The following is a 25,177-nucleotide window of genomic DNA, read 5'->3' on the forward strand; positions in this document are numbered from 1 at the left end:
ATGTGCGTTGCTCCTAGAAGGCATAGACGTAGCGCATCTGCACGCCCCGCATGCGCGGACCGTTCTCGACCTTCAGGTCGTGGATGTACTGCATCTGGATCTGGTTGGCGTCGTTGATCTGGTGCGTCAGTTCCAGCGCCAGCTGGTGGTTGCGGGCGCGGCTGGTCACCGTCTCGCCCGCCGCGCGCTCGCGGCCGCCGGTCTCGTAGCGGTAGCGGATGCCGGTGTAGGTGTTGGCCGTGATGTTGGTGGAGGCCAGCGCGAAGAAGCGAAAGGACGGGTCCTTCTTGAGCGTCTGGCTCATCCAGTCGCTGTTGCGGCCGTAGATCTCCACTTCGCCGATGGCCTCGAGAAAGGTGGACTCGCCCACGCCCTTGACGAACGAGAAGTCCTGGATGGTGGACCAGCGGTTCTTGCCCGGCGATGTGTCGGGGCGCGAACCGTCGTAGCGGCCCACCGGCACCACCACGAACGGCTCCCAGGCGAACCACGTCTTGGTCTGCTCGTTGTTGTAGAGCCAGATGGCCGACCCCAGCGTCACGTCGCCGATGCCGGTCTGGCGGTCGCGCGGGGCGCCCGGCAGTTCCATCGTGGTGCGCGACATCGGCACGATGAACTCCAGCTGCACGGTCTTGCCGAACAGCTCCCGGTAATGCATCTGGCGGTAGATCAGCGCGTCCACGTCCACCGAGGCGCCGTCGATGCGCTTGCCCGCCGAATACAGCCCCGACGAGCGCAGCCCGGCCAGATAGCCGGCGATGATGTTGGTGCCCACCGGCGCGGGTATCCAGTCGCGCGCGCTCGGGTCTCCGGCCCATGCCGCCTGCGCCAGGGCCAGGCCCGCCAGCAGCAATGCTGTGCGCGCCCCAGCCCGGCAATTGGTCTTGCCTGCCATGCACTTCCCCTTGGTTGCGCGGCCGCGCGCGCCGGTATTTCCCGGCTTGTCTGGCGCGGCCGTCAGTCTAGTAAGCGATACAAACGGACTTCTTCTCCAGGTACATGTCCAGTACGGCGCGGCCGTGCTCACGGCCGATACCGGACTGCTTGAAACCCCCGAACGGCATGTTCGGGTCCAGCATGTTGTGGGTGTTGACCCAGAGCGTGCCCGCGTCGATGCGCGGGATCAGGCGCTGGACCCGCGTCAGGTCGTTGCTCCAGAGGCTGGCGCCCAGGCCGAAGACGCTGTCGTTGGCCAGCCGCACGGCGTCGTCCAGGGTGTCGAAGGACTGGGCCACCACCACCGGCCCGAAGATCTCCTCGCGGGCAATGCGGGCGTCGGCCGCCACGTCGGCGAACACCGTCGGCCGCACGAAATAGCCGGCGCCCTCGCCCGCGGCGCCGCCCGCCAGCACCTTGCCGCCCTCGGCGCGGCCGATGCCGATGTAGTCCATCACGCGCTGCTGGTGGCGCGCCGACACCAGCGGCCCCACCTGCGTATCCGGGGCAAAACCGGAACCCAGCTTCATGCCGGCGGCCAGGTCGGCCAGCCGCTCCACCACCTTGGCGTACAGGCTCTTTTGCACATACAGCCGTGAACCGGCGGTGCAGACCTGCCCCTGGTTGAAGAAGATGGCGGCGGCCGCCCCGTGCGCGGCCACATCGGGGTCGCAGTCATCCAGCACAATCACGGGCGACTTGCCGCCCAGCTCCAGCGACACGCGCTTCATGTCGTCCATGGCGGCGCGGCCGATGAGCTTGCCGACCTCGGTCGAGCCGGTGAAGGCGATCTTGTCCACGCCCGGATGCGCCACCAGTGCCGCGCCGGCGGTCTCGCCACGCCCTGTCACCACGTTGACCACGCCAGGGGGAAATCCCGCCTCCAGCACCAGTTCGGCCAGGCGCAGGGCGGTCAGCGGCGTTTCCTCGGCGGGCTTGAGCACCACCGTGCACCCGGCGGCCAGCGCCGGGGCGATCTTCCAGATCGCCATCAGCAGCGGGAAATTCCACGGAATGATCGCCGCCACCACCCCCACCGGCTGCGGCAGGGTGTAGGCGCTGTACTGGACACCGGGCGGGAACGGAATCGACAGCGACAGCGTGTCGCCGCTCAGCTTGGTCGCCCAGCCCGCCATGTAGCGCAGCCATTGCGCGCCCGAGCCGACCTCCAGCCCCTGGGACACGCCCAGCAGCTTGCCGTTGTTCAGGGTCTCGAGTCGCGCCAGTTCCTCGCCGTGGCGTTCCACCAGGTCGGCCAGGTTCAGCAGCAGGCGTTCGCGCCCGGCCGGCAGCATGGCCCGCCATGGCCCGCTGGCGAACGCGCGGCGCGCGGCCTGCACTGCCAGGTCGATCTGCGCGGGCCCCGCATCCAGCTGCGTGGCGATGACATCGCCGGTGGCCGGGTCGTGCACGTCAATAGGATCGCCCTGCCCCTGGCGCAGCGGCTCGCCGTCGACGATCATGTGCTGCCGGATGGCGGCCAATTCCGGGCGGTCGGAGGCGGAAGCGCTGGCGGTGGGGCGGACGGACGACATGCGGAAGGCTCCAACGGATAGGGTCGGGCCAGCATAGCAACGGCCCGGCGCGCTGGCTTGTCCGCGCGTGCATGGCGATTTGTCCCGGTGCGCACGGGCCAAAAAAAAGCGGGACGCTCGCCGCGTCCCGCCTTGCCGGTGGCGTCCAGGACGCGCCGGATCAATCCAGCATCAGCACCGTGGCGCCGGTGGTCTTGCGCGAGGCCAGCGCGGTCTGGGCTTCGCCGGCCTGCTCCAGGTTGTAGCGCTGGTCGATGCGGACCTTGATCTTCTTCTTCAGGACCAGATCGAACAGCTCGTCCGAGGCGGCCTGCAGCTTTTCCAGCGTGTTGACGTGCACACCCAGCGACGGCCGCGTCACGTACAGGCTGCCCTTCTGGTTCAGGATGCCCAGATTGACGCCCGCCACCGGACCGGAGGCATTGCCGAAGCTGACCATCAGGCCGCGCGGCTCGATGCAGTCCAGCGAGGTTTCCCAGGTGTCCTTGCCGACGCCGTCGTACACCACGGGCACCTTCTTGCCGCCGGTCAGCGCCAGCACGCGCTCGGCGACGTTCTCGCGCGAATAGTCGATGGTTTCCCAGGCGCCGTTGGCGCGGGCCAGTTCGGCCTTTTCAGGGCTGGAGACGGTGCCGATCAGCTTCACGCCCAGCGCGCGCGCCCATTGGCAGGCGATCAGGCCCACGCCGCCCGCGGCCGCGTGGAACAAGATGGTCTCGGTGCCCTGCAGGCGGTAGGTCTGGCGGAACAGGTATTGCACCGTCAGGCCCTTGAGCATCACGGCGGCCGCCTCGTCGAAGCCGATGCCCTTGGGCAGCTTGACGACCTGGTTGGCCGGCACGTTGCGGGCCTTGGCGTAGGCGCCGATCGGGCTTTGGCCGTAGGCCACGCGGTCGCCCTTCTTCAGGTGCTTGACGTCGGCGCCCACGGCGCTGACCACGCCCGCGCCCTCGAAGCCCAGGCCGTGGGGCAGCGGATGGGGATACAAGCCCGTGCGGAAATAGATATCGATGAAGTTCAGCCCGGCCGCGTGCTGGTCGATGGTGACCTCATTGGCGGCCGGTGGCGGCACTTCGACCTCGACCAGTTTCAGGACTTCGGGACCGCCATGCTGCTCGATACGGATTGCCTTGACGAGATTGCTGGCCATGCTGGCCTCCTTTCATTGAAATGTTGCGATTCAAGCGAGAAAACCGGATGTCACCGCGCGGGCGCGCTGCCGCCCGGCGCGGCGGGCGGCGCCTTGGCGGCGCCGCCCCCCATCAATACGAACACCCCGGCCAGGACCAGCGCGGTCCCGGCCATCTGCCACACCGTGACGGGCTCGTGCAAGAACCACGACGCCAGGAACAACACCGACACCGGCCCCAGCATGCCCAGCAGCGACGCGGTCGGCGCGCCGATCAGCGCCACCGCCCACATCAGCATGAAGACGGGCACCACGGTGTTCAGCGTGGCGTGGATGATCGAATAGCCGTACACGCCTGGCGGCTGCACCAGCACGGAGGCGGGATGGATCACGAAGAACTGCACGATGCAGGCCACGCACGACACCAGCATGGCGTACGCCACCAGCCGGGTCGGCCCGATGCGCTTGATCAGTTCCCCGGAGCAAATCAGGTACACAGAATAGCTGAGCGCCGAACCGAAAACGAACAAAGACCCTAACAACACCTCGGCGGAGCCGCCGAAGCTCAAATCATGGGCAAAAACCAGCACGACGCCGGCATACGACAACGTCATCGCCAGCCATTGGCGGCGCTCGACCGGACGCTTGAACCAGAACGCGGAAATCAGCACCACCAGCGACGGCGACAGGAACAGGATCAGTCGTTCCAGGCTGGCGGTGATATAGCGCAGCCCGAGGAAATCCAGGAAGCTGGACAGGTAGTAGCCCAGCAGCCCCAGCAGGCAGACCTGGACCCGTTCCTTCCAGGTCATGACGACGATCTCGCCGCGCGCCGCGAGGCGCGACTGGTGCCAGGCCACGGCCGCGAAAAACGGCATGGCGAACAACATGCGGAAAGCGATGAGGGTGACCGCGTCGATGCCGTAGCGGTAGGTGAACTTGACGACGATGGCCTTGGCCGAAAACAGGATGGCGCCAAGCGCGGCCATGATGAACCCGGCCGCGCGGCTGGAGGGACGGGAGACCGGCAAAAGCTTGGCAATACGATTCATGCGATGATTTTAGATTCAGCGCAACGCGATTTGCACGTGCGCGCCGCGCTTTTTTAGCCACTTGTCCCGCCCCCGGCCATACCGCCACCCTTGCCGTCCCACAGCGAATGACCCGACACCGCGCCCTCGCCTATATCCATATCGCCGCCGTCCTGTTCGGCCTGACCGGCGTCTTCGGTGAACTGATCCAGGCCAGCGCGGCGGTCATCACGCTGGGCCGGGCGGTCTTCGCCGTCATCTCGCTGGGCCTGTTCGCCCGCATGCGGCGCCGCCCCCTGCTCGGCGCCCTGACGCCGGCCCAGCTGTTCGTGCTGGTGATCGCGGGCGCGCTGCTGGCGGCCCACTGGGTCACCTTCTTCATCTCGGTCAAGGTGGGAGGCATCGCCATCGCCACCCTGGGCTTCGCCAGCTTCCCGGCGTTCATCACGTTGTTCGAAGGCCTGATCTTCCGCGAACGGGTACGGCTGGCCGAATGGCTGCTGCTGGGCCTGGTCACGGCCGGGCTGGTGCTGGTCACGCCGTCGTTCGACCTGGCCGACCAGGGCACCATCGGCCTGGCCTGGGGCCTGTTGTCGGGCCTGACCTTCGCCCTGCTGGCCCTGAGCAACCGCCGCTCGGCCTCGGGCATGGACCCGATGCAGGTGGCCTGCTGGCAGAACCTGGTGGTGGCGCTGGTGATGTTGCCGTTCGCCGTCGGCCAACTGCCCGCCCTGCCCGCCACGGACTGGTTCTGGCTGGCGCTGCTGGGCGTGTTCTGCACCGGCCTGTCGCACTTCCTGTTCGTCTCCAGCCTGACCCGCCTGAACGCCCGCAGTGCTGGCCTGGTGATCGCGCTGGAGCCGGTCTACGCCATCGCCTTCGCCTGGCTCCTGTTCAGCCAGCAGTCCACGGTGCGGATGATGGCGGGCGCGGCGCTGATCGTGGCCGCGATCGTGTGGTCCGGGTTGCGCAAGGCGCCGTCATCGGCTTCGGAAAGCGTCCCTCAAAAGCAGCCTTGACAATTACTGACTAGGCAGTAAAATCTCGGCCATGAATGCCTCGTCACGCCCTGATTCTTCCGAAAATCCGATTCATTATCGCGGGGACACCCGCTGCATGATGGAAGAGAACGCCGGCTACCTGATCAAGCTCGTCGCCAATTCCCTGAACCGGATGCTGGACCAGGAAATGGCGCCGCTCGATCTCACCGCCATGCAATGGCGCCCCATCGCCATGGTCTCCCTGGGCCGGGCCGACACGCCCGCCGAACTGGCCCGGCTCAACGGCGTCGACACCGGCGCCATGACCCGCACGCTCGACCGGCTCGAGGCCAAGGGCCTGCTGCGGCGGGCGCGCAGCCAGCAGGACCGGCGCGTCGTGAAGATCGAGCTGACGGAGCTCGGCGAGGCCAAGGCGCGCGAAATTCCGCCCAATATCGCCCACGTGCTGAACCACCACCTGCGTGGTTTCTCCACCGACGAAGTGACGCAGTTGATGCACTTTCTGCGCCGCATGATCGCCAACGGTTCCGCCTCCGCGCCCGAGCGCTGACGACGTCCACCCAAGCCGACCCGCCCCTGCAAAAGGGGCTTTATTTGACGTAATATTTGCCTAGGCAAATACAGATTAATCAATTACTTTCAGCAGATTGTCAGGATGAAACGCCTTCTTTCTACCGCATTAGTGCTGGCCTTGAGCGGTTGCGCCCTGATGGAACCCGGCCCCGAGCCGGTGGCCGCCCTGAATGAAGCCAAGCTGGGATTGACGAGCCAGGCCGTGACCTGGCCCGAGACGAAATGGTGGCAACGCTACGGCGACAGCCAGCTCGACACGCTGATGGACGAAGCGCTGGCCAACAGCCCGTCCATGACCGCCGCGCAGGCGCGCCTGGCCAAGGCCAATGCCGCCGTCAGCACGGCCCGCGCGCCGCTGATGCCGCGCGTGGACGCCAACTACACGCTGAACCGCGAACACCTGTCCAGCGACTACATCTACCCGGCCCCGTTGGGCGGATCGGTGGTCAGCGACAACCGCCTGGCGCTGGACTTCAGCTATGAACTCGACTTCTGGGGCAAGAACCGTTCGCACCTGAAGGCAGCGGTGTCGCAACAGGCCGCCGCCGAAGCCGACGCCCAGGCCGCGCGCAACGTATTGGCCAGCGCCACCGTGCGCGCCTACCTCAACCTGCAGGACGCGTTCGCCCAGCGCGAGGTCCTCAAGCGCGTGCTGGCCCAGCGCGAGGAAGTCCTGTCTCTCACCCGCGGCCGCTATTCGGCCGGCCTGGACACCCAGGTGGAGGTGAAGCAGGCCGAATCCTCACTGGCCGCCGGCCAGGTCGAACTGACCCAGACCGAAACCACGTTGGCGCAGCTTCGCAACCAGGTCGCGGCGCTGGCCGGCGCCGGTCCGCAGCGCGGCCAGTCGCTGGTGGCGACCACGCTGACCGCCCCCGGCGGCGGCGTGCCGGCCAGCGTGCCGCTGGAATTACTGGGCCACCGCCCTGACGTGGTCGCGGCGCGCTGGCGCGCCGAGGCCGCCCGCCACCAGATCGACAGCGCCCGCGCCGAGTTCTATCCCAATATCAACCTCGTCGCCTTCGCCGGCTTCCAGGCGATCGGCACGGGCAACCTGCTCAGCGCCGCCGCCCGCACCGCCGGCATCGGCCCCGCCGTCACCCTGCCGATCTTCCACGGCGGCGAGCTGAACGCCAACCTGGCCAGCCGCCGCGCCGACGCCGACCTGGCCGTGTCCGACTACAACCAGACCGTGCTGGACGCCGTGCATCAGGTCGCCGACGCGCTCGACGGGCTGCGCCTGCTTGAGCAGGAACGGGCGCAGCAGCGCCAGGCGCGCGAAGCCATCGAGGCCGCCTACGAGCTGGCCGTCAACCGCTACAAGGCCGGCATGGGCAACTACCTGACCGTGCTGGTGGCGCAGACCGGCGTGCTGACCCAGGCCCGCCTCGACACCGACCTGCGCATCCGCGCCTACCAGCTCGACGCCAACCTGGCCAACGCACTGGGCGGCGGCTACGTCCCCGCCCCCGCGCAGCAGCCCGCGCCCGCCACGAACCCCACTCATTGAACGCTCCGGATTCAGACGTCATGAACGCAGCCACTCCCACGACCAATCCCGCCCGCAAACGCCTGCTGCTGATCGCCACCGGCGTTTTCATCCTCATCGCGATCGCCTACGGCATCTGGTGGGTCCTGTTCGGCGCCCACTTCGAAAGCACCGACGACGCCTACGTGCACGGCAACCTGGTGCAGATCACCCCGCAGGTGCCCGGCACCGTGGTGGCCATCGAGGCCGACGACACCGAGACCGTCACCGCCGGCCAGCCGCTGGTGCGCATCGATCCCGCCGACACGCAGGTCGCCCTGCAGCAGGCCGAGGCCAAGCTGGCGCAGACCGTGCGCCAGGTCCGCACCTACTATGTCCAGAACGACGCGCTGGCCGCGGACGTCGACCTGCGCCAGGCCGACATCCAACGTGCCCAGGCCGAACTGACGCGCGCCCAGAGCGACGTCAGCCGGCGCCAGCAACTGGCCAAGTCGGGCGGCGTCAGCGGCGAGGAAATCCTGCACGCCGAAGCGGCGCTCAAGACCGCGCAGTCCGGCCTGGCGCAGGCGCGCGCGGCGCTGGCCGCCTCGCGCGCCAAGCTGGCGACCAACCAGGCCCTGACCCAAGGCACCACGGTGGCCGACCACCCCGACGTGCGCCAGGCCGTGGCCGGTCTGCGCAACGCCTGGCTGGCGCAATCGCGCACGGTGCTGCCGGCGCCCGTCGGCGGCGTCATCGCCCGCCGCAGCGTCCAGGTTGGCCAGCGGGTGGCGCCCGGCGCCGCGCTCATGACCGTGGTGCCGCTGGACCAGGTCTGGGTCGAAGCCAACTTCAAGGAAGGCCAGCTGCGCAAGATGCGCGTCGGCCAACCGGTCAAGATGACCGCCGACCTGTACGGCAGCTCGATCACCTACCACGGCACCGTCGAGGGCCTGGATGCCGGCACCGGCGCCGCCTTCGCCCTGCTGCCGGCCCAGAACGCCACCGGCAACTGGATCAAGGTGGTGCAGCGCGTGCCCGTGCGCATCAAGCTCGATCCCGAGGACCTGAAGACGCACCCGCTGCGCGTGGGCCTGTCGATGGACGTGGAAGTCGACGTCGGCAAGCAGGACGGCGAAGCGCTGACCGCGGCCGCCCGCAAGGAACCGGCCTGGTCGACGCGCGCCTTCGAACCTGCCCATGACGAGATCGACGCCACGATCGAGAAGATCATCCAGGCCAACCTCGCCTCCGACGAATTCACCCCGCAGGCGGCCGCAACGCCCGCGACCAAAGAGGGCTTGGCGCGCGGCGCCAAGTAAGGGAGCGTTCCCATGAGCACCACCGCGCAGCCCGCGGCCGGCGGCGCCCCCGCCGAACCCACCGTACTTCCGCCGGGAACCTATCCGCCGCTGGAGGGCGCTACCCGCATCATCGGGTCGATCGCGCTGTCCACGGCGGTGTTCATGAACGTGCTGGACACCTCGATCGCGAACGTGTCCATTCCCACGATTTCCGGCGACCTGGGTGTCAGCTCCAGCCAGGGCACCTGGGTCATCACCTCGTTCGCCGTGGCCAATGCCATCACCGTGCCGTTGACCGGCTGGCTGACGCAGCGGTTCGGCCAGGTGCGGCTTTTCCTGATCTCCACCCTGCTGTTCGTGCTGGCCTCGTGGCTGTGCGGTTTCTCGCCGTCGCTGGAAGCCCTGATCGCATTCCGCGTGCTGCAAGGCGCGGTGGCCGGGCCCATGATCCCGCTGTCGCAGACCCTGATGCTGGCCAGCTTCCCCAAGTCCAAGGCGGGCATGGCGCTGGCGGTCTGGTCCATGACGACACTGGTGGCGCCCGTGGCCGGCCCCCTGCTGGGCGGCTGGATCTCCGACAACTACACCTGGCCCTGGATCTTCTACATCAACGTGCCGGTGGGCCTGCTGGCGGCGTGGATCAGCTGGCGCATCTACGGCAACCGCGAATCGCTGACCCGCAAGCTGCCGATCGACAAGCTCGGCCTGGTGCTGCTGGTGGTGTGGGTCGGCTCGCTGCAGATCATGCTCGACAAGGGCAAGGAACTGGACTGGTTCGCCAGCCCCACCATCATCGCCCTGGCGGCCATCGCCTTCGTCGCCTTCGTCTTCTTCCTGATCTGGGAACTGACCGACGCGCATCCGGTGGTCGACCTGCGCCTGTTCAAGATCCGCAACTTCACGGTCGGCGCGCTGACGCTGGCGGTGGCCTACGGCGTGTTCTTCGGCAATGTGGTGCTGCTGCCCTTGTGGCTGCAAAGCTACATGGGCTACACGGCCACCTATGCCGGCCTGGTGACCGCGCCGGTGGGCCTGCTGGCCATCCTGCTCACGCCGATGGTGGGCAAGATGCTGGCCACCCGTGATCCGCGCCAGATCGTAACGGTGGCATTCCTGATCTTCGCGCTGGTGTGCTTCATGCGTTCGGGCTTCAACACCCAGACCGACGTGCGCACGTTGATGATCCCGACGATCATCCAGGGTGCGGCCATGGCGGCGTTCTTCGTGCCGCTGACCTCGATCACCCTGTCCAGCATCGAGCCCTGGCGCATACCGGCCGCTTCGGGCCTGTCGAACTTCCTGCGGTTGACCGCCGGTGCCTTCGGCACCTCGATCGCGACCACGCTGTGGGAAAACCGCGCCACCCTGCACCATGCCCAGCTGACCGAGGTCGCCAAGCCGGGCCAGCAGGCCTTCGAGCAGACCTTGAACGCACTGCAAAACGGCGTCGGCATGTCGCACCAGCAGGCGCTGAGCACGGTCGACAGGCTGATCAACGCCCAGGCATTCACCATGTCGGCGGTGGATGTGTTCTACGCCTCGGCGGTCATCTTCCTGCTGCTGACCGGGCTGGTCTGGTTCGCGCGGCCGCGCTCGGCCAAGGCGGGCGGCGGTGGCGGCGCCGCGGAAGCGGCAGCCGGCGCCCACTAAGGAGACGCCCCTAAAACAAAAATGCCCGGCGATCCGCCGGGCATTTTTCATTCCTTCAACAACGTGTGCCAGTCCTGCCGCTCGATGACCTCGGGCGGCAAGGCGCTCACCGGCGACAGGTTGATCACCGACACGCCGCGGCTGCGCCACTGCGGCGCGGCGAAGCGGAACGAGGGTTCGATCAGGCGGGCGAAATTACGCGCCAGCCGGCTGGTCTGCGGCGTCTGGCCCTCGTCGTAGAACCGCATGCCGTGCTGCAACGTCAGGTCGAGCCCGTGCAGGTAGACCTTGCGCGCGCCGCCGGAGATCAGCACCTGCAGCGCGACATAGGCCACCGTATCGGCATCGAACACCCCGAGCGACGCATCGAAGCTGTAGCCCAGGCCCTGCTTGGCGTCCAGCAGTTGCAGGTCGGGCGACGCGGCCGCCATGCGCTTGAGCACGGCGGGCGCGGCGCTGCGCTGGTAGGCCCGCTCGGAAATCAGTTCGACGATGCAGATACGGCAGCGGATCAGTTCCTGCGGGATCCCCTGCATGATGTAGCGCAGCACCTCGGGCAACACGTACAGCGTCAGATCGCAAGCGACGATCTCCCGCACCAGGTCGATGCGATCGCGCACGAAGTTCTGGTCGATGATGCAGTAGTACTTGAACGGCACCTTGAACTTGTGCAACAGGGCGATCGAGCCGTTCACGCCCATCGCCGCGCCCATGTCCAGGCGGTCGTACGGAATCTCGGCGATCGACGGCCCGCTCAGGATCAGGTGCACCTCGCGGTCATCGGGATCGTATCCCTGTTCCAACGGCGTGATGGGCACGGTGCGGCCAAAGGCGCGGAAACCGCAGATCACGCCGGCGGGGTTGCGCCAGATCCGCACGAACGGCCAAAGATGCTGATTATGCCGCTGCGTGCGCGACCGCAGCATGCGGAAAAGCTTGCGGGCAAACCGGTCGGCACGGCTTCCTCCCACCGGCGTCGGCGGGGAAGAGGCGATGGAGTCGACCATGTTTTCGGCCCCCTGCGTCTGCATTGCTAGGCCGCCGCGATCAGCGACGCGATGGCATCGCCTACTTCGACGGTCGAAGCGTTGCCCTGCATGTCGCGCGTGCGCGGCCCCTCGGCCAGCACCGTTTCGATGGCACGGACCACGGCCGCCGAAGCCTCGGGATAGCCCAGGAAATCGAGCATCAGCGCCCCGCTCCAGATCTGGCCGATCGGATTGGCGATGCCTTTGCCGTAGATGTCGGGCGCGGAACCATGCACGGGCTCGAACAGGGATGGGAACTTGCGCTCGGGATTCAGGTTGGCCGACGGCGCGATGCCGATCGTCCCCGTGCAGGCGGGGCCGAGGTCGGACAGGATGTCACCGAAGAGGTTGGAGGCCACGACCACATCGAACCAGTCAGGATGCTGCACGAAATGCGCGCAGAGAATATCGATGTGATATTTGTCCCAGCGCACATCCGGATAGTTCCCGGCCATGGCGGCGACCCGTTGATCCCACCACGGCATCGAAATGGAAATACCGTTGGACTTGGTTGCCGCCGTCAGGTGCTTGCCACGCTTGCGGGCCAGCTCGAAAGCGAATTTCAATACACGGTCGGCGCCGACGCGGGTGAAGACGCTTTCCTGGATGACGACTTCGCGCTCGGTGCCCCCGAACAGAATGCCGCCACTATTGGAATACTCGCCTTCGGTATTTTCCCGCACGATGAAAAAATCGATTTCGCCAGGCTTGCGGCCCGCCAGCGGGGACGGCACGCCAGGCATCAGGCGAACCGGCCGCAGATTGATGTACTGATCGAATTCGCGGCGAAACTTGAAAAGCGAGCCCCACAGGGCTTCGTGGTCGGGCACGGTGGCGGGCCACCCGATGGCGCCGAAGAAAATCGCTTCGTGCTGGCCGATCTGCTGCTGCCAGTCGTCCGGCATCATTTTGCCGTGCTTGGCGTAATAGTCGCAGCTCCAGTCGAAATGATCCCACTGGAAGTCGATGCCGAAGCGCTTCGCCACGGCATCAAGCACCTTCAGACCTTCGGGCACGACCTCCTTGCCGATGCCATCGCCGGGAAGCACTGCAATCTTGTGTTTCGCCACCACTTTTTCCTTTGGGTTTCCGGGTTATACAGCCCAGAATCATAGGCATAAATAGTACTGGCGCAACACCCCCGGTTACAAACAAGACAATACCCCGCGTTACAAGACGCGGGAGGCCGCATTTGTCCTAAAAATGGAATACAGCGTTCAACGGCGGGATTTGGATCCCAGCAGCGATCCGAGAATACCGCGCGCCAGTTGCGTCGCGATCGACCGGGCCGTGCTTTTGGCGAAGGTCTGCACCACGCCGTCGCGCTTGCCGCCGCGTGGCCCGGTCGAGCCGAACAGCACGTCATTCAGGCTGTCCATGAGCCCCCCGCCCTGCGCCCCGGCCGGCGCGCCCCCCGCCGTCGGCGTCGGCGCGGCCCTTCCGGGGGCCTGATCGGCCGGCGCCGCGGCGCGTCCGGCCAGCACCTCGTAGGCGGATTCGCGGTCGATGGCCTTGTCATATTTGGCCGACATGGGGCTGCCCTGGCGCAAGGACTGGCGCTCCGCGTCGGTGGCCGGGCCGATACGGCTCGCTGGCGGCACGATCCAGGCGCGTTCGGTCGGCATCGGTCGCCCCTTGGCGTCCAGCAGCGACACCAGCGCCTCGCCCACGCCCAGTTCGGTGATGGCGGCTTCGATGTCCAGCCCCGGATTGGGCCGCATGGTCTGGGCCGCGGTCTTGACGGCCTTCTGGTCGCGCGGCGTGAAGGCCCGCAGCGCGTGCTGCACCCGGTTGCCCAGTTGCCCCAGCACCGTGTCCGGAATATCCAGCGGATTCTGCGTGACGAAATACACGCCCACGCCCTTGGAACGCACCAGGCGCACCACCTGCTCGATCTTGTTCAGCAGCGCCGGCGGCGCGTCGTTGAACAGCAGATGCGCCTCGTCGAAGAAGAACACCAGCTTGGGCTGGTCCGGATCCCCCACCTCGGGCAGCTTCTCGTACAGGTCGGCCAGCAGCCACAGCAGGAAGATCGCGTACAGCCGGGGGGCCTGCATCAGCTTGTCGGCGGCCAGCACGTTGACGATGCCACGGCCCTGGGCGTCGGTGCGCATCAGGTCGGCCACGTCCAGCATCGGCTCACCGAAGAATTTCTCCGCGCCCTGCGACTCCAGCGCCAACAGGCCGCGCTGGATCGCGCCGACGCTGGCGGCGGACACGTTGCCATAGCGGGTCTTGAGCTCGGCGGCGCGGTCGGCGACGTTCTGCAGCATCGCGCGCAGGTCTTTCAGATCCAGCAGCAACTGGCCCTCGTCGTCGGCCACCTTGAAAACCAGGGTCAGCACCCCTTCCTGGGTATCGTTCAGCTCCAGGATGCGCGCCAGCAGCAGCGGCCCCATGTCAGTGATGGTGGCTCGCACCGGCGTGCCCTGCTCGCCGAACACGTCCCACAGCGCGACCGGGCTGGCGCCCCAGGCCGGCTCATCCAGGCCCAGGTTCTTGAGCCGCTCCTGCAGCTTGGGACTGGCCGTCCCGGCCTGCGAAATGCCGGTCAGGTCGCCCTTGACGTCGGCCATGAAGACCGGCGTGCCGATGCGGGAGAAGGATTCGGCCAGCACCTGCAGGGTGACGGTCTTGCCGGTGCCGGTGGCGCCAGTGATGCAGCCGTGGCGGTTGGCCAGGGCGGGCAAGAGGGCCAATTCGGTCTGCGCGTTCTTGGCGATGACGATGGGATTGGGCATGGACTGCTCTCCGGACCGGAATGACTCAGATGCCCAAGTGTAGAGCCTGCGATGGCGGTTGTGCGCGTGGCAATATGGACACAGGCGGCGCACTCCCGGGCGCGTCGGCCGCCGGCACGGTAAAATGCCGTTTTTGCAGACAATTTATCCTGGGAAGCCATGGCCGGACACAGCAAATGGGCCAATATTCAGCACCGCAAAGGCCGCCAAGACGCCAAACGCGGAAAGCTCTGGACCAAGATCATTCGTGAAATCACCGTGGCGGCGCGCGCCGGCGGCCCCGACCCGGACAGCAACCCGCGCTTGCGCATGGCCTGGGACAAGGCCACCGACGCCAACATGCCCAAGGACAACATCCAGCGCGCCATCCAGCGCGGCGCGGGCGGCGCGGACGGCGAAGCGTACGAGGAAGTGCGCTACGAAGGCTACGGCATCGGCGGCGCGGCGGTCATCGTCGACTGCATGACCGACAACCGCACCCGCACCGTGGCCGAAGTGCGCCACGCCTTCGCCAAGAACGGCGGCAACCTGGGCCAGGAAGGCTCGGTCGCCTTCATGTTCAAGCACTGCGGCCAATTCGTGTTCGCCCCCGGCACGCCGGAAGACAAGGTCATGGAAGCCGCCCTCGAGGCGGGCGCCGAAGACGTCGCCACCGACGAGGAAGGCGTGATCGAAGTCATCTGCGCCCCGGCCGACTACGCCGCCGTGCGCAAGGCGTTCGACGACGCCGGCCTGAAGGCCGAGGTCGACGGCATCGTCATGAAGGCCCTGAACGAAACCGAACTGGCCGGCGAAGACGCCATCAAGATGCAGAAGCTGCTCGACGCCCTGGAAGGCCTGGACGACGTGCAGGAAGTCTATACCACGGTCGTTTTCGACGAAGCGCAGTAATTTCCACGCGGTTTTCCGCGCGGTTTTTCCATTACCCGGCGCGCGGCAGGCCTCGCCTCCTCGCGCCACGCTGTCACCGGATCCGGGCCCGCCCGGATCCGTGGCCTATCTCTCGGGCAGGTGTCTGACGACACTCGACTGGCAACCTTAAGAATCACGCAACAATGAAACTCCTGGTAATTGGCTCGGGCGGCCGCGAACATGCCCTCGCCTGGCGACTGGCCCGCTCCCCGCGCGTACACAAGGTGTATGTGGCGCCGGGCAACGGCGGCACGCAACGGGCCGAGCAGATGGAAAACATCCCGCTCACCAATGCCGAGGAATTGGCCGATTTCGTCCAGCGCGAAGGCATCGCCCTGACGGTCGTCGGCCCCGAGGCGCCGCTGGCCGCCGGCGTGGTCGACGTCTTCCGCGCCCGCGGCCTGAAGATCTTCGGCCCGACCAAGGCCGCCGCGCAGCTGGAAAGCTCCAAGGACTACGCCAAGGCCTTCATGGTCAGGCACAATATCCCGACCGCGCGCTATGCCACCTTCACCGACCCGGCCCAGGCGCATGCCTACATCGACCAGGAAGGCGCCCCCATCGTGATCAAGGCCGACGGCCTGGCCGCCGGCAAGGGCGTGGTGGTCGCCGCCACGCTCGAGGAGGCCCACGCCGCCGTCGACGCCATGCTGGGCGACGGCTCCATGGGCGAAGCCGGCGCGCGCGTCGTCATCGAGGAATGCCTGGTCGGCGAGGAAGCCAGCTTCATCGTCATGTGCGACGGCCGCAACGTGCTGGCGCTGGCCACCAGCCAGGACCACAAGCGCCTGCAGGACGGCGACCAGGGCCCGAACACCGGCGGCATGGGCGCCTACTCGCCCGCCCCGATCGTCACGCCCGAGTTGCACCACCGCATCATGCGCGAAATCATCCTGCCGACCGTGCAGGGCATGACGCGCGACGGCATCCCCTACACCGGCTTCCTGTACGCCGGCCTGATGATCGCCCCCGGCGATGATCCCGACCGCGACATCAAGACGCTGGAATTCAACTGCCGCATGGGCGACCCGGAAACCCAGCCGATCATGATGCGCGTCAAGAGCGACCTGCTGGACGCGCTCGAGCACGCCGTCGAGGGTACGCTGGACCAGGCCGACATCACCTGGGACCGCCGCACCGCCCTGGGCGTGGTGCTGGCCTCGCACAACTATCCCAACACCCCGCGCACCGGCGACGTCATCCGCGGCCTGCCCGCCGACGCCGACGACTGCATGGTGTTCCACGCGGCCACCCGCCTGGAAGGCGACGAAACCCAGACCACCGGCGGCCGCGTGCTGTGCGTCACGGCGCTGGGCGACTCGGTCAAGATGGCGCGCGACCGCGTGTACGAAGCCATCGACGGCATCCACTTCGACGGCCGCCAGTACCGCAGCGACATCGGCTGGCGCGCGCTCAAGCCGTCGCAGCAGAAGCCCAAGTCCAACGCGTAACCGGAAGCGCCGATGAACGCCTTGCCCGTCGCCGACGTCCGCGGCTACCTCACCGGCCTGCAGTCCCGCATCGTCGCCGCGCTGGAGGCCGCCGAAGGCGGTCCCTTCCGCAGCGACGAATGGGTCCGGCCCGAAGGCGGCGGCGGCCTGTCGCGCCTGCTCGAAGGCGGCCAGTTGTTCGAGCGCGCCGGCGTGCTGTTCAGCCACGTCCAGGGTTCGAAGCTGCCGCCGTCGGCCAGCGCGCACCGGCCCGAGCTGGCCGGCCGCTCCTGGGAAGCCATGGGCGTGTCGATGGTGCTGCACCCGCGCAACCCGTACGTACCCACCACGCACATGAACGTGCGCATGTTCGTCGCGGCCGCCCGTCCCGGCCATGACGAGGCCGACGTGTTCTGGTTCGGCGGCGGCATCGACCTGACGCCTTACTACCCTTTCGAGGAAGACGCGCGCCACTTCCACACCGTGTGCCGCGACGCCCTGGCCGGGCATGGCGCCGACTACTACCCGCGCTACAAGCGCTGGTGCGACGAGTATTTCTTCCTCAAGCACCGCAACGAAACCCGGGGCATCGGCGGCATTTTCTTCGATGACCTGAACGCTCCCGGCTTCGACGCCTCGTTCGCCCTGACGCGCTCGGTCGGCGACGCCTTCCTCGACAGCTACCTGCCGATCGTCGAACGTCGCCGCCACACGCCCTACGGCGAACGCGAACGCGACTTCCAGGCCTACCGCCGCGGCCGCTACGTCGAATTCAACCTGGTGTTCGACCGCGGCACGCTGTTCGGCCTGCAGTCCGGCGGCCGCACCGAGTCGATCCTGCTGTCCATGCCGCCGCTGGCGCAATGGCGCTACGACTGGCAGCCGGAGGCGGGCACGCCCGAGGCCGAGCTGGCTGCCTACCTGACGCCGCGGGACTGGGTGTGAAGCGCATCGGTCTTCTGGGCGGCAGTTTCGACCCCGTCCACGTCGCGCATGTCGCGCTGGCCGAAAACGCGCTGCGGGCGCTCGGCCTGGCGCAAGTGCAACTGATCCCGGCGGCCAACCCCTGGCAGCGCGCCGCCTTGCACGCCACCGCGGACCAGCGCCGCGCCATGCTGGAACTGGCCATCGCCGGCCACGATGGCTTGGCGGTCAACCCGATCGAACTCGAACGCGGCGGCGCCACCTACACTATCGACACCCTGCGCGCCCTGCCCGCGGATGCCCGCTATGTCTGGCTGCTGGGCGCCGACCAGTTGGCCAATTTCTGCACCTGGCAGTCCTGGCGCGAAATCGCCAGCCTGGTCGACCTGGCGGTGGCCACACGCCCCGGCACGCCGCTGGCGCCGCCGGCGGAACTGGCCGACTGGCTGCGTGGCCAGGGACGCCAGCTCGAAGAATTGCCTTTCGCCCCGATGCCGGTCTCGGCCTCGCAGATCCGCGAGCGCCTGGCCCGGGGCGAATCGACCGACGGCCTGCTGGCCGCGCCCGTCGCCGCCTATATTGCGGCGCACCATCTTTACCGATAAACCCATCCCGCCCTGGCGCGCAGCGCCACGGAAACCGGCACTCGCCGTCCGTCAGCGGGTTATATTTGCAGCTATGGATATACAGAAACTCCAACGCGCCGTCATCGACGCCCTCGAAGACGTCAAGGCGCAAGACATCAAGGTCTTCAACACCACGCATCTGACCAGCCTGTTCGATCGCGTCGTGATTGCAAGCGCCACCTCCAATCGCCAGACGCGGGCGCTGGCCTCCAGCGTGGCAGACCGCGGCCGCGCGCTCGACCTCTCCGGCATCACGATCGAAGGCGAGGACACCGGCGAATGGGTCGTCGTCGACCTGGGCGACGTCGTGGTCCACATCATGCAGCCCGCCATCCGCCAGTACTACAACCTGGAAGAGATCTGGGGCGGCAAGCCGGTGCGCGTCAAGCTGCTGCCGGAATCCACCCGGGTCGCGCCAATCGCCAGCGACAGCGCCTACGACAGCACCGACGATTAAGAGCGCGTCGTGAAGCTGATCGTCGCCGCCGTGGGCACGCGCATGCCAGACTGGGTGCAGACCGCCTGGGACGACTACGCCAAGCGCCTGCCGCCCGACTGCGCGCTCGAACTGCGCGAGATCAAGCCCGAACCCCGCACCACCGGCAAGACCCCGGCCCAGATGATGGCCGCCGAGGCCAAGCGCATCGAGGCCGCGCTGCCGGCCGGTGCGCTACGCCTGGCGCTGGACGAACGCGGCCGCGACCTCACCACCATGGCGTTGTCGCAAAAGCTGGAGCAATGGCGCGCCGGCGGCCAGGACGTCGCCTTCCTGGTCGGCGGCCCCGACGGCCTGGATGCCGAGCTCAAGGCTTCGTGCAGCGGCCAGTTGCGCCTGTCGTCACTGACGCTGCCGCACCCCATGGTGCGCGTGGTGCTGGCCGAACAGCTCTACCGCGCCTGGGCCATCATGACCAACCATCCCTACCATCGCGCCTGAGGCAGGACGCCGGACGCCGGCCTGGCGCGCGCCGCTTCCCATGACTGACGCTCCCTCTCCCGCACGCCTGTACCTCGCCTCCGCCAGCCCGCGCCGGCGCGAACTGCTGACGCAGATCGGCCTCGCGCACGACGTGCTGCGCGTGCCGGCGCCGCCCGGTGAAGACGAACCCCAGCACCCCGGCGAAAGCGCCGCCGACTACGTCCAGCGCACCGCGCGCGACAAGGCCGAACGCGGCCGCGATTGGCTGCGCGCGCAAGCCCTGCCGGTCTTGCCGCTGCTGGCCGCCGACACCACCGTCATCCTCGACGGCCAGGTGCTGGGCAAGCCCGCCGACCGCGACGACGCCATCCGCATCCTGCAGGCGTTGTCGGGCCAGACGCACCAGGTCCACACCGCCGTCGCGCTATGGACGGGCGATCGCCTGCTGGAAGCGGTTTCGATCACCCAGGTGCAGATGCGCCCCTTGCAACCCGACGAAATCGCGCGCTACTGCGACAGCGGCGAGCCTTACGGCAAAGCCGGCGCCTATGGCATCCAGGGCCTGGCGGGCACTTTCATCGCGCGCATCGACGGCAGCTACACCGGCGTCATGGGCCTGCCGCTATTCGAGACCGCCAACCTGTTGCGGACCGCTGGCATCGCGATTCCCTGATTCCGCGCAATCCCATGAAAAAAGCCCCCGTGCCTTGCGGTCCCGGGGGCTTTTTGACGTGGTCAGGCGGCGATCAGCTTTGCGACGTCGATACCCGCGCCATTGCCTGCGGCTGCGCGGCCGGCGCCTCGCCTTCCAGCGCGGCATGCAGCTGGTCCTTGTCCAGCTCGCCTTCCCAACGCGCCACCACGACCGCGGCGGTGGCGTTGCCAACCAGGTTGGTCAGCGCGCGGCATTCGGACATGAAACGGTCCACGCCCAGGATCAGCGCCATGCCGGCCACCGGCACCGTCGGCACCACCGACAGCGTAGCGGCCAGGGTGATGAATCCGGCGCCCGTCACGCCCGCGGCGCCCTTGGAGCTCAGCATCGCCACCAGCAGCAACAGGATCTGGTCGCCCAGCGACAGCGGAATGTCGCAGGCCTGGGCAATGAACAGCGCCGCCATCGTCATGTAGATGTTGGTGCCATCCAGGTTGAACGAATAACCGGTGGGCACCACCAGGCCGACCACCGACTTCGAGCAGCCGGCGCGTTCCATCTTCTGCATCAACGTCGGCAGCGCGGCCTCCGACGAGCTCGTGCCCAGCACCAGCAGCAGCTCTTCGCGGATGTAGCGCACCAGCTTCAGGATCGAGAAGCCGTTGTAGCGCGCCACCAGGCCCAGCACCACGACCACGAACAGCACCGAGGTGGCGTAGAAGGTGCCCACCAGCATCGCCAGGTTGATGATCGACTTGATGCCGTACTTGCCGATGGTGAAGGCCATCGCGCCGAAGGCACCGATGGGCGCGGCCTTCATCAGAATGGCGACCAGCTTGAAAATCGGCTGGGCCAGCGCCGTCAGGAAGTCCAGCACCGGCTTGCCGCGCTCGCCGACCTGCGCCAGCGCGATGCCGAACAGCACCGCCACGAACAGCACCTGCAGGATGTCGCCGCCGACGAACGGACTGAAGATGGTGGTGGGGATGACGTTCAGCAGGAAGCCCGTGATGGTCGAGTCATGCGCCTTGGCGACATAGCCCGACACCGCCTTCTGGTCTAGCGTGGCCGGATTGATGTGCATGCCGGCGCCCGGCTGCACGATATGGCTCACCACCATGCCCACGATCAGGGCCAGCGTCGAGAACACCAGGAAGTACAACATGGCCTTGCCCGCCACGCGCCCGACCTTCTTCAGGTCGCTCATGGCCGCGATGCCGGTGGCTACCGTCAGGAAGATCACCGGGGCGATGATCATCTTCACCAGCTTGATGAAGCCATCGCCCAGCGGCTGCATCGCCTGGCCGAGGTCGGGCTTGAAATAGCCCAACAGGATGCCGACCACGATGGCGAACAGCACCTGCACATACAGAATTTGATAGAACTTGAGCTTGCGCGCAGGCGCGCTTTGATCTACTTCGATCATTGGGATTTGTCCCCACCAGGGGCCCCATGTTCCCTGCGACGATGCACAGTGGTTGTCGGGGCGTTATCTCTTTTAGGGCCTTGCGTATCTCCGCGGGCCGATTTCACCCGGTGCGCGATGCCGCCAGGCTTATCCCGGTAGATGCAAATGTCGTGCCAACCCATGCCGGCCCTGGCGTTGGGGTTCAAGCCCTTGATTCAATGGTGATTTCCATCCGCAGCGATGGCGCCGCGCCGAAAACATTGGCGAAATATCACACAGAAAACGGATAAAATGTGCGAAAAACCGCACAACCCATGCCTACCTGTCCTCCCTCCCCAAAGGCGACCTCCACGGAGGAGCCTTACCCTGGCGTCGCCGCGCTCCGGCGCCGCCCGGCCTGGCCCTGGGCATTGCTGGTCCTGGCGGCGGTGGCGATCGTCTTCGGCGTGCTGCACGCCGCCAGCGAATGGGCGCGTGAAGGCGCGCTCAAAGAGGCCTATCTCCAGGCCCGCAGCGCCGGCCAGATCAACGCCGCCCTGCTGCGCAACAACCTGGACAAATTCCGCGCGCTGCCCTTCGTCCTGACCCGCGACGTAGACTTGCGCGCCACCCTGCAGACCCCCACCCCGGCCCTGATCGAATCGCTGGACGAAAAGCTCGATGCCTTGAGTCACGGCGTCGGCGCCTCGGCCATCTATGTGCTGGACCAAAGCGGCTACGCCATCGCCGCCAGCAATTGGCGCGAGCCCGCGACGTTCGTCGGCGTCGACTACCAATTCCGGCCCTACTTCCGCGGCGCCGTGACGCACGGTTCGGCCGAGCATTTCGCGCTGGGCACCATCAGCCACGAAGCCGGCCTGTACCTGTCCCGACGCGTCGACGACACCAACGGCGCCATGCTGGGCGTGGTGGTGCTGAAGGTGGACTTCCGCGACCTCGAGGCCGACTGGCGCCAGTCGAACGCGCCCATCTTCGTCACCGACGAACATGGCGTGGTGCTGCTGGGCAGCTTGCCAGACTGGCGCTTCCGCGTGCTGGCGCCGCTGACGCCCGACCTGGCGCAGACCCTGCGCACCAGCCTGCAATTCGGCGACGCCATGTTCCAGCCCCTGCCGCTGCAACCGCCCCTGAAAACCGTCACGGGCGGCCAGATGGTGCGAGCCGGGGAGGCCCTGCCGCAGGTTCCCGCCGGCTCCCCGCTGCTGCACACCACGCTGCCCATCGTCGAATCCCCCGGCTGGACGCTGCATCTGCTGTCACCCGTGCAATCCGCCCTGAACCGCGCCACCGCCAACGCCCAGCTGGGCGCACTGCTGGCGCAAGGCGTGCTTGCAGCCATCATCGGCATCCTGCTCTATCGCCGCCATCGCAGCCGCGAACGGACCGCGCAGCAATTGGCCGTACGCCAGCAACTGGCTGACCAGGTCGAGGAACGCACCGCGCAGCTGCGCGAGGTAAACCAGCAGCTGCTCGCACAGATGGACGAACGCCAGCGCACCGAGGCACGCTTGCACACCATGCAGGATGAATTGGTGCAAGCCAGCAAACTCGCCCTGCTGGGGCAAGTTGCCGCCGGCGTCGCGCACGAAATCAACCAGCCCGTGGCCGCGATACGCGCCTATGCCGACAACGCCGCCGAATTCCTGCGCCGCCAGGACAGCGGCTCGGTCGCGGAGAATCTTGGCACCATTGCCGCCTTGACCGAGCGCATCGGCCATATCACCGGCGAGTTGCGCGCCTTTTCGCGCAAGGCGGGCGCCACGGTCGGCCCCACCAGCCTGAAGGAAGCGCTGGATGGCGCGCTGCTGTTGGTGGGGCCACGCGCCAGGCGCCAGGGCGTGGCGCTGCAACGTCCTCCCGTCGAACAGGACTACCTGGTACAGGCCAATCGCATCCGGCTCGAGCAGGTGCTGGTGAACCTGCTGCAGAACGGACTGGACGCGCTCGAGGGCCAGGCCGATGGCCGCATCATCATCGCCGTGCAGGACTTGGGCGCCTCGGTGCAATTGTTCGTCAACGACAATGGCCCCGGCCTGTCGCCCCAGGCCAGCGCGCGCCTGTTCACGCCCTTTCATACCACCAAGGCGGAAGGCCTCGGCCTTGGCCTGGTGATCTCGCGCGACATCATCGCCGAATTCGGCGGCGACCTGCGCGCCGCCCACCCCGGCGACGCCATTTTCCCCGCGCCCCACGGCCCCGGCCGCGGCGCGATGTTCACGCTGACGCTGCGCAAGTCGCCGCCCACGATCCATGACCCGCGTACCTGATTCCCCCCCTTCACCGGCCAAGCCCGGATCCGCCGCGCCGTCCAGTCCGGCCGCGCCATCCACGTCCTTCGCGTCGACCGCCGGCTCCACGGCGATCGCGACGCCAGCGGACCTGCCCCTGCTCGGCGACAAATCCGGCACACCGCCGACGGTGCGAGTCGCCTTCATCGACGATGACGAAGACCTGCGCCGCGCCAACGTCCAGACGCTCAAGCTGCATGGCCTCACCGTCGACGCCCATGCCAGCGCGCGTAGCGCCCTGGCCACCCTGAACCGCGATTTCGACGGGGTGGTGGTCACGGACATCCGCATGCCCGACATCGACGGCCTGCAACTGTTCCAGCGCCTGCGTGCGATCGATCCGGAAATCCCCGTGATCCTCATCACCGGCCACGGCGACATCGCCACGGCGGTGCAATGCATGCGCGACGGCGCCTACGATTTCCTGGCCAAGCCCTATCCGCCCGATCGCCTGGTCACCGCGGTCACCCATGCCGCCGAAAAGCGCCATCTGGTGCTCGAGAATCGGCGCCTGCGCGACGCCGCCTTCGCGGTCGATGCCGACGAAGTGCCCTTCATCGGCACCACCCCGGCGATGCAACGCATCAAGCAGACGCTGCGCCATATCGCCGATGCCGATGTCGATGTCCTGGTGGAAGGCGAAACAGGCACGGGCAAAGAGGTGGTCGCCACTGCCCTGCATCGCCTGAGCCGGCGGCGCCACCGCGCCCTGGTCGCGATCAACTGCGGCGCATTGCCCGAGAGCGTGATCGAAAGCGAATTGTTCGGCCACGAGGCAGGCGCCTTCACGGGCGCGCAGAAGCGCCGTATCGGCCGCATCGAGCATGCCAGCGGCGGCACCTTGTTCCTGGACGAGATCGAAAGCATGCCTCTGGCCGTGCAGGTCAAGCTGCTGCGGGTGCTGGAATCCCGCCAGATCACGCCGCTGGGCAGCAACGAGGTCCGCAGCCTGGACTTGCGGGTCGTCGCCGCCACCAAGGAAGATCTGGGCAACCCCGCCATTCGTGCCAAGTTCCGCGAAGACCTGTTCTACCGTCTCAACGTCGTCACTATCCGCATTCCGCCGCTACGCGAACGCCGCGAAGACATCCCGCTGCTGCTGGCGCACTACCTGGGCCACGCCTCGCGCCGCTTCCAGCGCGACATCCCCGACATGCCTGCCGACCTCAAGCGCCATCTGTTGACACACGATTGGCCCGGCAACGTCCGTGAGCTGGCTCATTTCGCCGAACGCTTCGTGCTGGGCGTGCTCAATACCTCTGCCACTGTGCCGCCCACGCAGGAAATCGCGCCAGGCACACTGCCCGAGAAGATGGAACGCTTTGAAGCCCAACTGATCCGCGAAGCGCTCGCCGCCCACCACGGGGACGTACGCGCCACGATCGAAGCGCTGGGCATCCCCCGCAAGACCTTCTACGACAAGCTGCAGCGCCACGGCATCGACCGCCAGGAATACACGGGCACGCCGGGGTGACCGATCCGCGCGGGATCGACGCCGTCAAACAAAAACCCCCGTGCGGCGCCAGCCGCACGGGGGTTTCTTTTTGGGGTTCGCGGCGCCGTGCGCGGGCGATGAGGGCCCAAGACGCGCCTGCCGCCAGGGACAGCGCGCCGATCGC

The 25,177-nt window shown here is 67.3% G+C and carries 22 protein-coding genes; 14 read left to right on the forward strand and 8 right to left on the reverse strand.

Translation table 11 applies throughout. The annotated features are described in order from the left end of the window. Window positions 1-13: 13 nt before the first annotated feature. The 4 genes from AruCF_RS18800 to AruCF_RS18815 all read right to left on the reverse strand — a co-directional run bounded on the left by AruCF_RS18800 (window position 14) and on the right by AruCF_RS18815 (window position 4,652). Complete coding sequence (locus AruCF_RS18800) at window positions 14-895, reverse strand: transporter (protein ID WP_049075266.1); 882 nt, start codon at window positions 893-895, stop codon at window positions 14-16. A 67-nt stretch (window positions 896-962) separates the two neighbouring features. Continuing rightward, complete coding sequence (gene styD / locus AruCF_RS18805; RefSeq protein WP_049075267.1) at window positions 963-2,471, reverse strand: phenylacetaldehyde dehydrogenase StyD; 1,509 nt, start codon at window positions 2,469-2,471, stop codon at window positions 963-965. A 160-nt stretch (window positions 2,472-2,631) separates the two neighbouring features. Continuing rightward, window positions 2,632-3,621: a quinone oxidoreductase family protein gene (locus tag AruCF_RS18810; RefSeq protein WP_049075269.1), complete on the reverse strand. Its 990-nt coding sequence runs from the start codon at window positions 3,619-3,621 to the stop codon at window positions 2,632-2,634. Between the two features lie 50 nt (window positions 3,622-3,671). Further along, a complete protein-coding gene (locus tag AruCF_RS18815; RefSeq protein ID WP_049075271.1) occupies window positions 3,672-4,652 on the reverse strand; it encodes a DMT family transporter in 981 nt (326 codons plus the stop codon). A gap of 107 nt (window positions 4,653-4,759) precedes the next feature. On the opposite strand from AruCF_RS18815, the gene AruCF_RS18820 reads away from it, so the two are divergent. From AruCF_RS18820 to AruCF_RS18840, 5 genes are all read left to right on the forward strand, one after another. Next, window positions 4,760-5,650: a DMT family transporter gene (locus tag AruCF_RS18820; protein ID WP_083036825.1), complete on the forward strand. Its 891-nt coding sequence runs from the start codon at window positions 4,760-4,762 to the stop codon at window positions 5,648-5,650. A 97-nt stretch (window positions 5,651-5,747) separates the two neighbouring features. Next, a complete protein-coding gene (locus AruCF_RS18825) occupies window positions 5,748-6,182 on the forward strand; it encodes a MarR family winged helix-turn-helix transcriptional regulator (RefSeq protein ID WP_372364129.1) in 435 nt (144 codons plus the stop codon). Between the two features lie 105 nt (window positions 6,183-6,287). After that, window positions 6,288-7,715 (forward strand): efflux transporter outer membrane subunit, encoded by a 1,428-nt coding sequence (locus AruCF_RS18830; RefSeq protein WP_049075275.1) that lies wholly within the window; start codon window positions 6,288-6,290, stop codon window positions 7,713-7,715. Between the two features lie 20 nt (window positions 7,716-7,735). After that, window positions 7,736-8,995, forward strand: coding sequence for an HlyD family secretion protein (locus tag AruCF_RS18835; protein WP_049075277.1), 1,260 nt, complete (start codon window positions 7,736-7,738; stop codon window positions 8,993-8,995). Between the two features lie 12 nt (window positions 8,996-9,007). Beyond that, window positions 9,008-10,627: a DHA2 family efflux MFS transporter permease subunit gene (locus tag AruCF_RS18840; RefSeq protein WP_049075278.1), complete on the forward strand. Its 1,620-nt coding sequence runs from the start codon at window positions 9,008-9,010 to the stop codon at window positions 10,625-10,627. A gap of 47 nt (window positions 10,628-10,674) precedes the next feature. Here the strand turns inward: AruCF_RS18840 and AruCF_RS18845 are convergent, their stop codons facing one another. From AruCF_RS18845 to AruCF_RS18855, 3 genes are all read right to left on the reverse strand, one after another. After that, on the reverse strand, window positions 10,675-11,658 hold the full coding sequence (locus AruCF_RS18845; protein WP_049075279.1) for a WaaZ-like lipopolysaccharide core biosynthesis protein: 984 nt from the start codon (window positions 11,656-11,658) through the stop codon (window positions 10,675-10,677). Window positions 11,659-11,660: 2 nt separating this feature from the next. Next, a complete protein-coding gene (locus tag AruCF_RS18850; RefSeq protein ID WP_049075281.1) occupies window positions 11,661-12,728 on the reverse strand; it encodes a tartrate dehydrogenase in 1,068 nt (355 codons plus the stop codon). Between the two features lie 144 nt (window positions 12,729-12,872). Continuing rightward, the gene (locus AruCF_RS18855; protein ID WP_049075282.1) at window positions 12,873-14,396 is read right to left on the reverse strand and encodes a helicase HerA-like C-terminal domain-containing protein; all 1,524 of its coding nucleotides are present in this window, start codon (window positions 14,394-14,396) and stop codon (window positions 12,873-12,875) included. 159 nt (window positions 14,397-14,555) lie between these two features. Here AruCF_RS18855 and AruCF_RS18860 point away from each other — a divergent pair, with 159 nt between their 5' ends. From AruCF_RS18860 to AruCF_RS18890, 7 genes are all read left to right on the forward strand, one after another. Next, window positions 14,556-15,287: a YebC/PmpR family DNA-binding transcriptional regulator gene (locus tag AruCF_RS18860; RefSeq protein ID WP_049075283.1), complete on the forward strand. Its 732-nt coding sequence runs from the start codon at window positions 14,556-14,558 to the stop codon at window positions 15,285-15,287. A gap of 164 nt (window positions 15,288-15,451) precedes the next feature. After that, window positions 15,452-16,759: a phosphoribosylamine--glycine ligase gene (gene purD, locus AruCF_RS18865; RefSeq protein WP_049075285.1), complete on the forward strand. Its 1,308-nt coding sequence runs from the start codon at window positions 15,452-15,454 to the stop codon at window positions 16,757-16,759. 12 nt (window positions 16,760-16,771) lie between these two features. Further along, window positions 16,772-17,683 (forward strand): oxygen-dependent coproporphyrinogen oxidase, encoded by a 912-nt coding sequence (hemF, locus tag AruCF_RS18870; RefSeq protein ID WP_049075287.1) that lies wholly within the window; start codon window positions 16,772-16,774, stop codon window positions 17,681-17,683. Further along, on the forward strand, window positions 17,680-18,267 hold the full coding sequence (nadD, locus tag AruCF_RS18875; protein WP_049075288.1) for a nicotinate (nicotinamide) nucleotide adenylyltransferase: 588 nt from the start codon (window positions 17,680-17,682) through the stop codon (window positions 18,265-18,267). The genes hemF and nadD overlap by 4 nt, the downstream gene beginning before the upstream one ends. 73 nt (window positions 18,268-18,340) lie before the next feature. Further along, window positions 18,341-18,745, forward strand: a complete 405-nt coding sequence (rsfS, locus tag AruCF_RS18880; protein WP_049075289.1) for a ribosome silencing factor — start codon at window positions 18,341-18,343, stop codon at window positions 18,743-18,745. A 9-nt stretch (window positions 18,746-18,754) separates the two neighbouring features. Next, window positions 18,755-19,225, forward strand: coding sequence for a 23S rRNA (pseudouridine(1915)-N(3))-methyltransferase RlmH (rlmH, locus tag AruCF_RS18885; protein ID WP_049075290.1), 471 nt, complete (start codon window positions 18,755-18,757; stop codon window positions 19,223-19,225). A gap of 40 nt (window positions 19,226-19,265) precedes the next feature. Next, window positions 19,266-19,880, forward strand: coding sequence for a Maf family protein (locus AruCF_RS18890; protein ID WP_049075292.1), 615 nt, complete (start codon window positions 19,266-19,268; stop codon window positions 19,878-19,880). Window positions 19,881-19,953: 73 nt separating this feature from the next. On the opposite strand, the gene AruCF_RS18895 is transcribed toward AruCF_RS18890, so the two are convergent. Next, on the reverse strand, window positions 19,954-21,288 hold the full coding sequence (locus AruCF_RS18895) for a dicarboxylate/amino acid:cation symporter (protein WP_049075294.1): 1,335 nt from the start codon (window positions 21,286-21,288) through the stop codon (window positions 19,954-19,956). Window positions 21,289-21,680: 392 nt separating this feature from the next. Here AruCF_RS18895 and AruCF_RS18900 point away from each other — a divergent pair, with 392 nt between their 5' ends. Continuing rightward, window positions 21,681-23,537, forward strand: a complete 1,857-nt coding sequence (locus tag AruCF_RS18900) for a sensor histidine kinase (protein ID WP_080977463.1) — start codon at window positions 21,681-21,683, stop codon at window positions 23,535-23,537. Further along, window positions 23,521-25,032 (forward strand): sigma-54-dependent transcriptional regulator, encoded by a 1,512-nt coding sequence (locus AruCF_RS18905; protein ID WP_235432683.1) that lies wholly within the window; start codon window positions 23,521-23,523, stop codon window positions 25,030-25,032. The genes AruCF_RS18900 and AruCF_RS18905 overlap by 17 nt, the downstream gene beginning before the upstream one ends. Window positions 25,033-25,177 lie beyond the last annotated feature (145 nt).

This window comes from Achromobacter ruhlandii, from assembly GCF_002082135.1.
Lineage (GTDB): Bacteria > Pseudomonadota > Gammaproteobacteria > Burkholderiales > Burkholderiaceae_B > Achromobacter > Achromobacter ruhlandii.

What these genes read in the sequence shown, in the direction of transcription:
- styD (WP_049075267.1), bottom strand. Translation starts at nt 2,471, where the DNA reads ATGTCGTCCGTCCGCCCCACCGCCAGCGCTTCCGCCTCCGACCGCCCG.
- AruCF_RS18835 (WP_049075277.1), top strand. Translation starts at nt 7,736, where the DNA reads ATGAACGCAGCCACTCCCACGACCAATCCCGCCCGCAAACGCCTGCTG.
- AruCF_RS18905 (WP_235432683.1), top strand. Translation starts at nt 23,521, where the DNA reads ATGACCCGCGTACCTGATTCCCCCCCTTCACCGGCCAAGCCCGGATCC.
- AruCF_RS18860 (WP_049075283.1), top strand. Translation starts at nt 14,556, where the DNA reads ATGGCCGGACACAGCAAATGGGCCAATATTCAGCACCGCAAAGGCCGC.
- AruCF_RS18825 (WP_372364129.1), top strand. Translation starts at nt 5,748, where the DNA reads ATGATGGAAGAGAACGCCGGCTACCTGATCAAGCTCGTCGCCAATTCC.
- hemF (WP_049075287.1), top strand. Translation starts at nt 16,772, where the DNA reads ATGAACGCCTTGCCCGTCGCCGACGTCCGCGGCTACCTCACCGGCCTG.
- AruCF_RS18830 (WP_049075275.1), top strand. Translation starts at nt 6,288, where the DNA reads ATGAAACGCCTTCTTTCTACCGCATTAGTGCTGGCCTTGAGCGGTTGC.
- AruCF_RS18855 (WP_049075282.1), bottom strand. Translation starts at nt 14,396, where the DNA reads ATGCCCAATCCCATCGTCATCGCCAAGAACGCGCAGACCGAATTGGCC.
- AruCF_RS18820 (WP_083036825.1), top strand. Translation starts at nt 4,760, where the DNA reads ATGACCCGACACCGCGCCCTCGCCTATATCCATATCGCCGCCGTCCTG.
- AruCF_RS18890 (WP_049075292.1), top strand. Translation starts at nt 19,266, where the DNA reads ATGACTGACGCTCCCTCTCCCGCACGCCTGTACCTCGCCTCCGCCAGC.
- AruCF_RS18840 (WP_049075278.1), top strand. Translation starts at nt 9,008, where the DNA reads ATGAGCACCACCGCGCAGCCCGCGGCCGGCGGCGCCCCCGCCGAACCC.
- purD (WP_049075285.1), top strand. Translation starts at nt 15,452, where the DNA reads ATGAAACTCCTGGTAATTGGCTCGGGCGGCCGCGAACATGCCCTCGCC.
- AruCF_RS18895 (WP_049075294.1), bottom strand. Translation starts at nt 21,288, where the DNA reads ATGATCGAAGTAGATCAAAGCGCGCCTGCGCGCAAGCTCAAGTTCTAT.
- AruCF_RS18800 (WP_049075266.1), bottom strand. Translation starts at nt 895, where the DNA reads ATGGCAGGCAAGACCAATTGCCGGGCTGGGGCGCGCACAGCATTGCTG.
- rsfS (WP_049075289.1), top strand. Translation starts at nt 18,341, where the DNA reads ATGGATATACAGAAACTCCAACGCGCCGTCATCGACGCCCTCGAAGAC.
- AruCF_RS18810 (WP_049075269.1), bottom strand. Translation starts at nt 3,621, where the DNA reads ATGGCCAGCAATCTCGTCAAGGCAATCCGTATCGAGCAGCATGGCGGT.
- AruCF_RS18815 (WP_049075271.1), bottom strand. Translation starts at nt 4,652, where the DNA reads ATGAATCGTATTGCCAAGCTTTTGCCGGTCTCCCGTCCCTCCAGCCGC.
- AruCF_RS18845 (WP_049075279.1), bottom strand. Translation starts at nt 11,658, where the DNA reads ATGCAGACGCAGGGGGCCGAAAACATGGTCGACTCCATCGCCTCTTCC.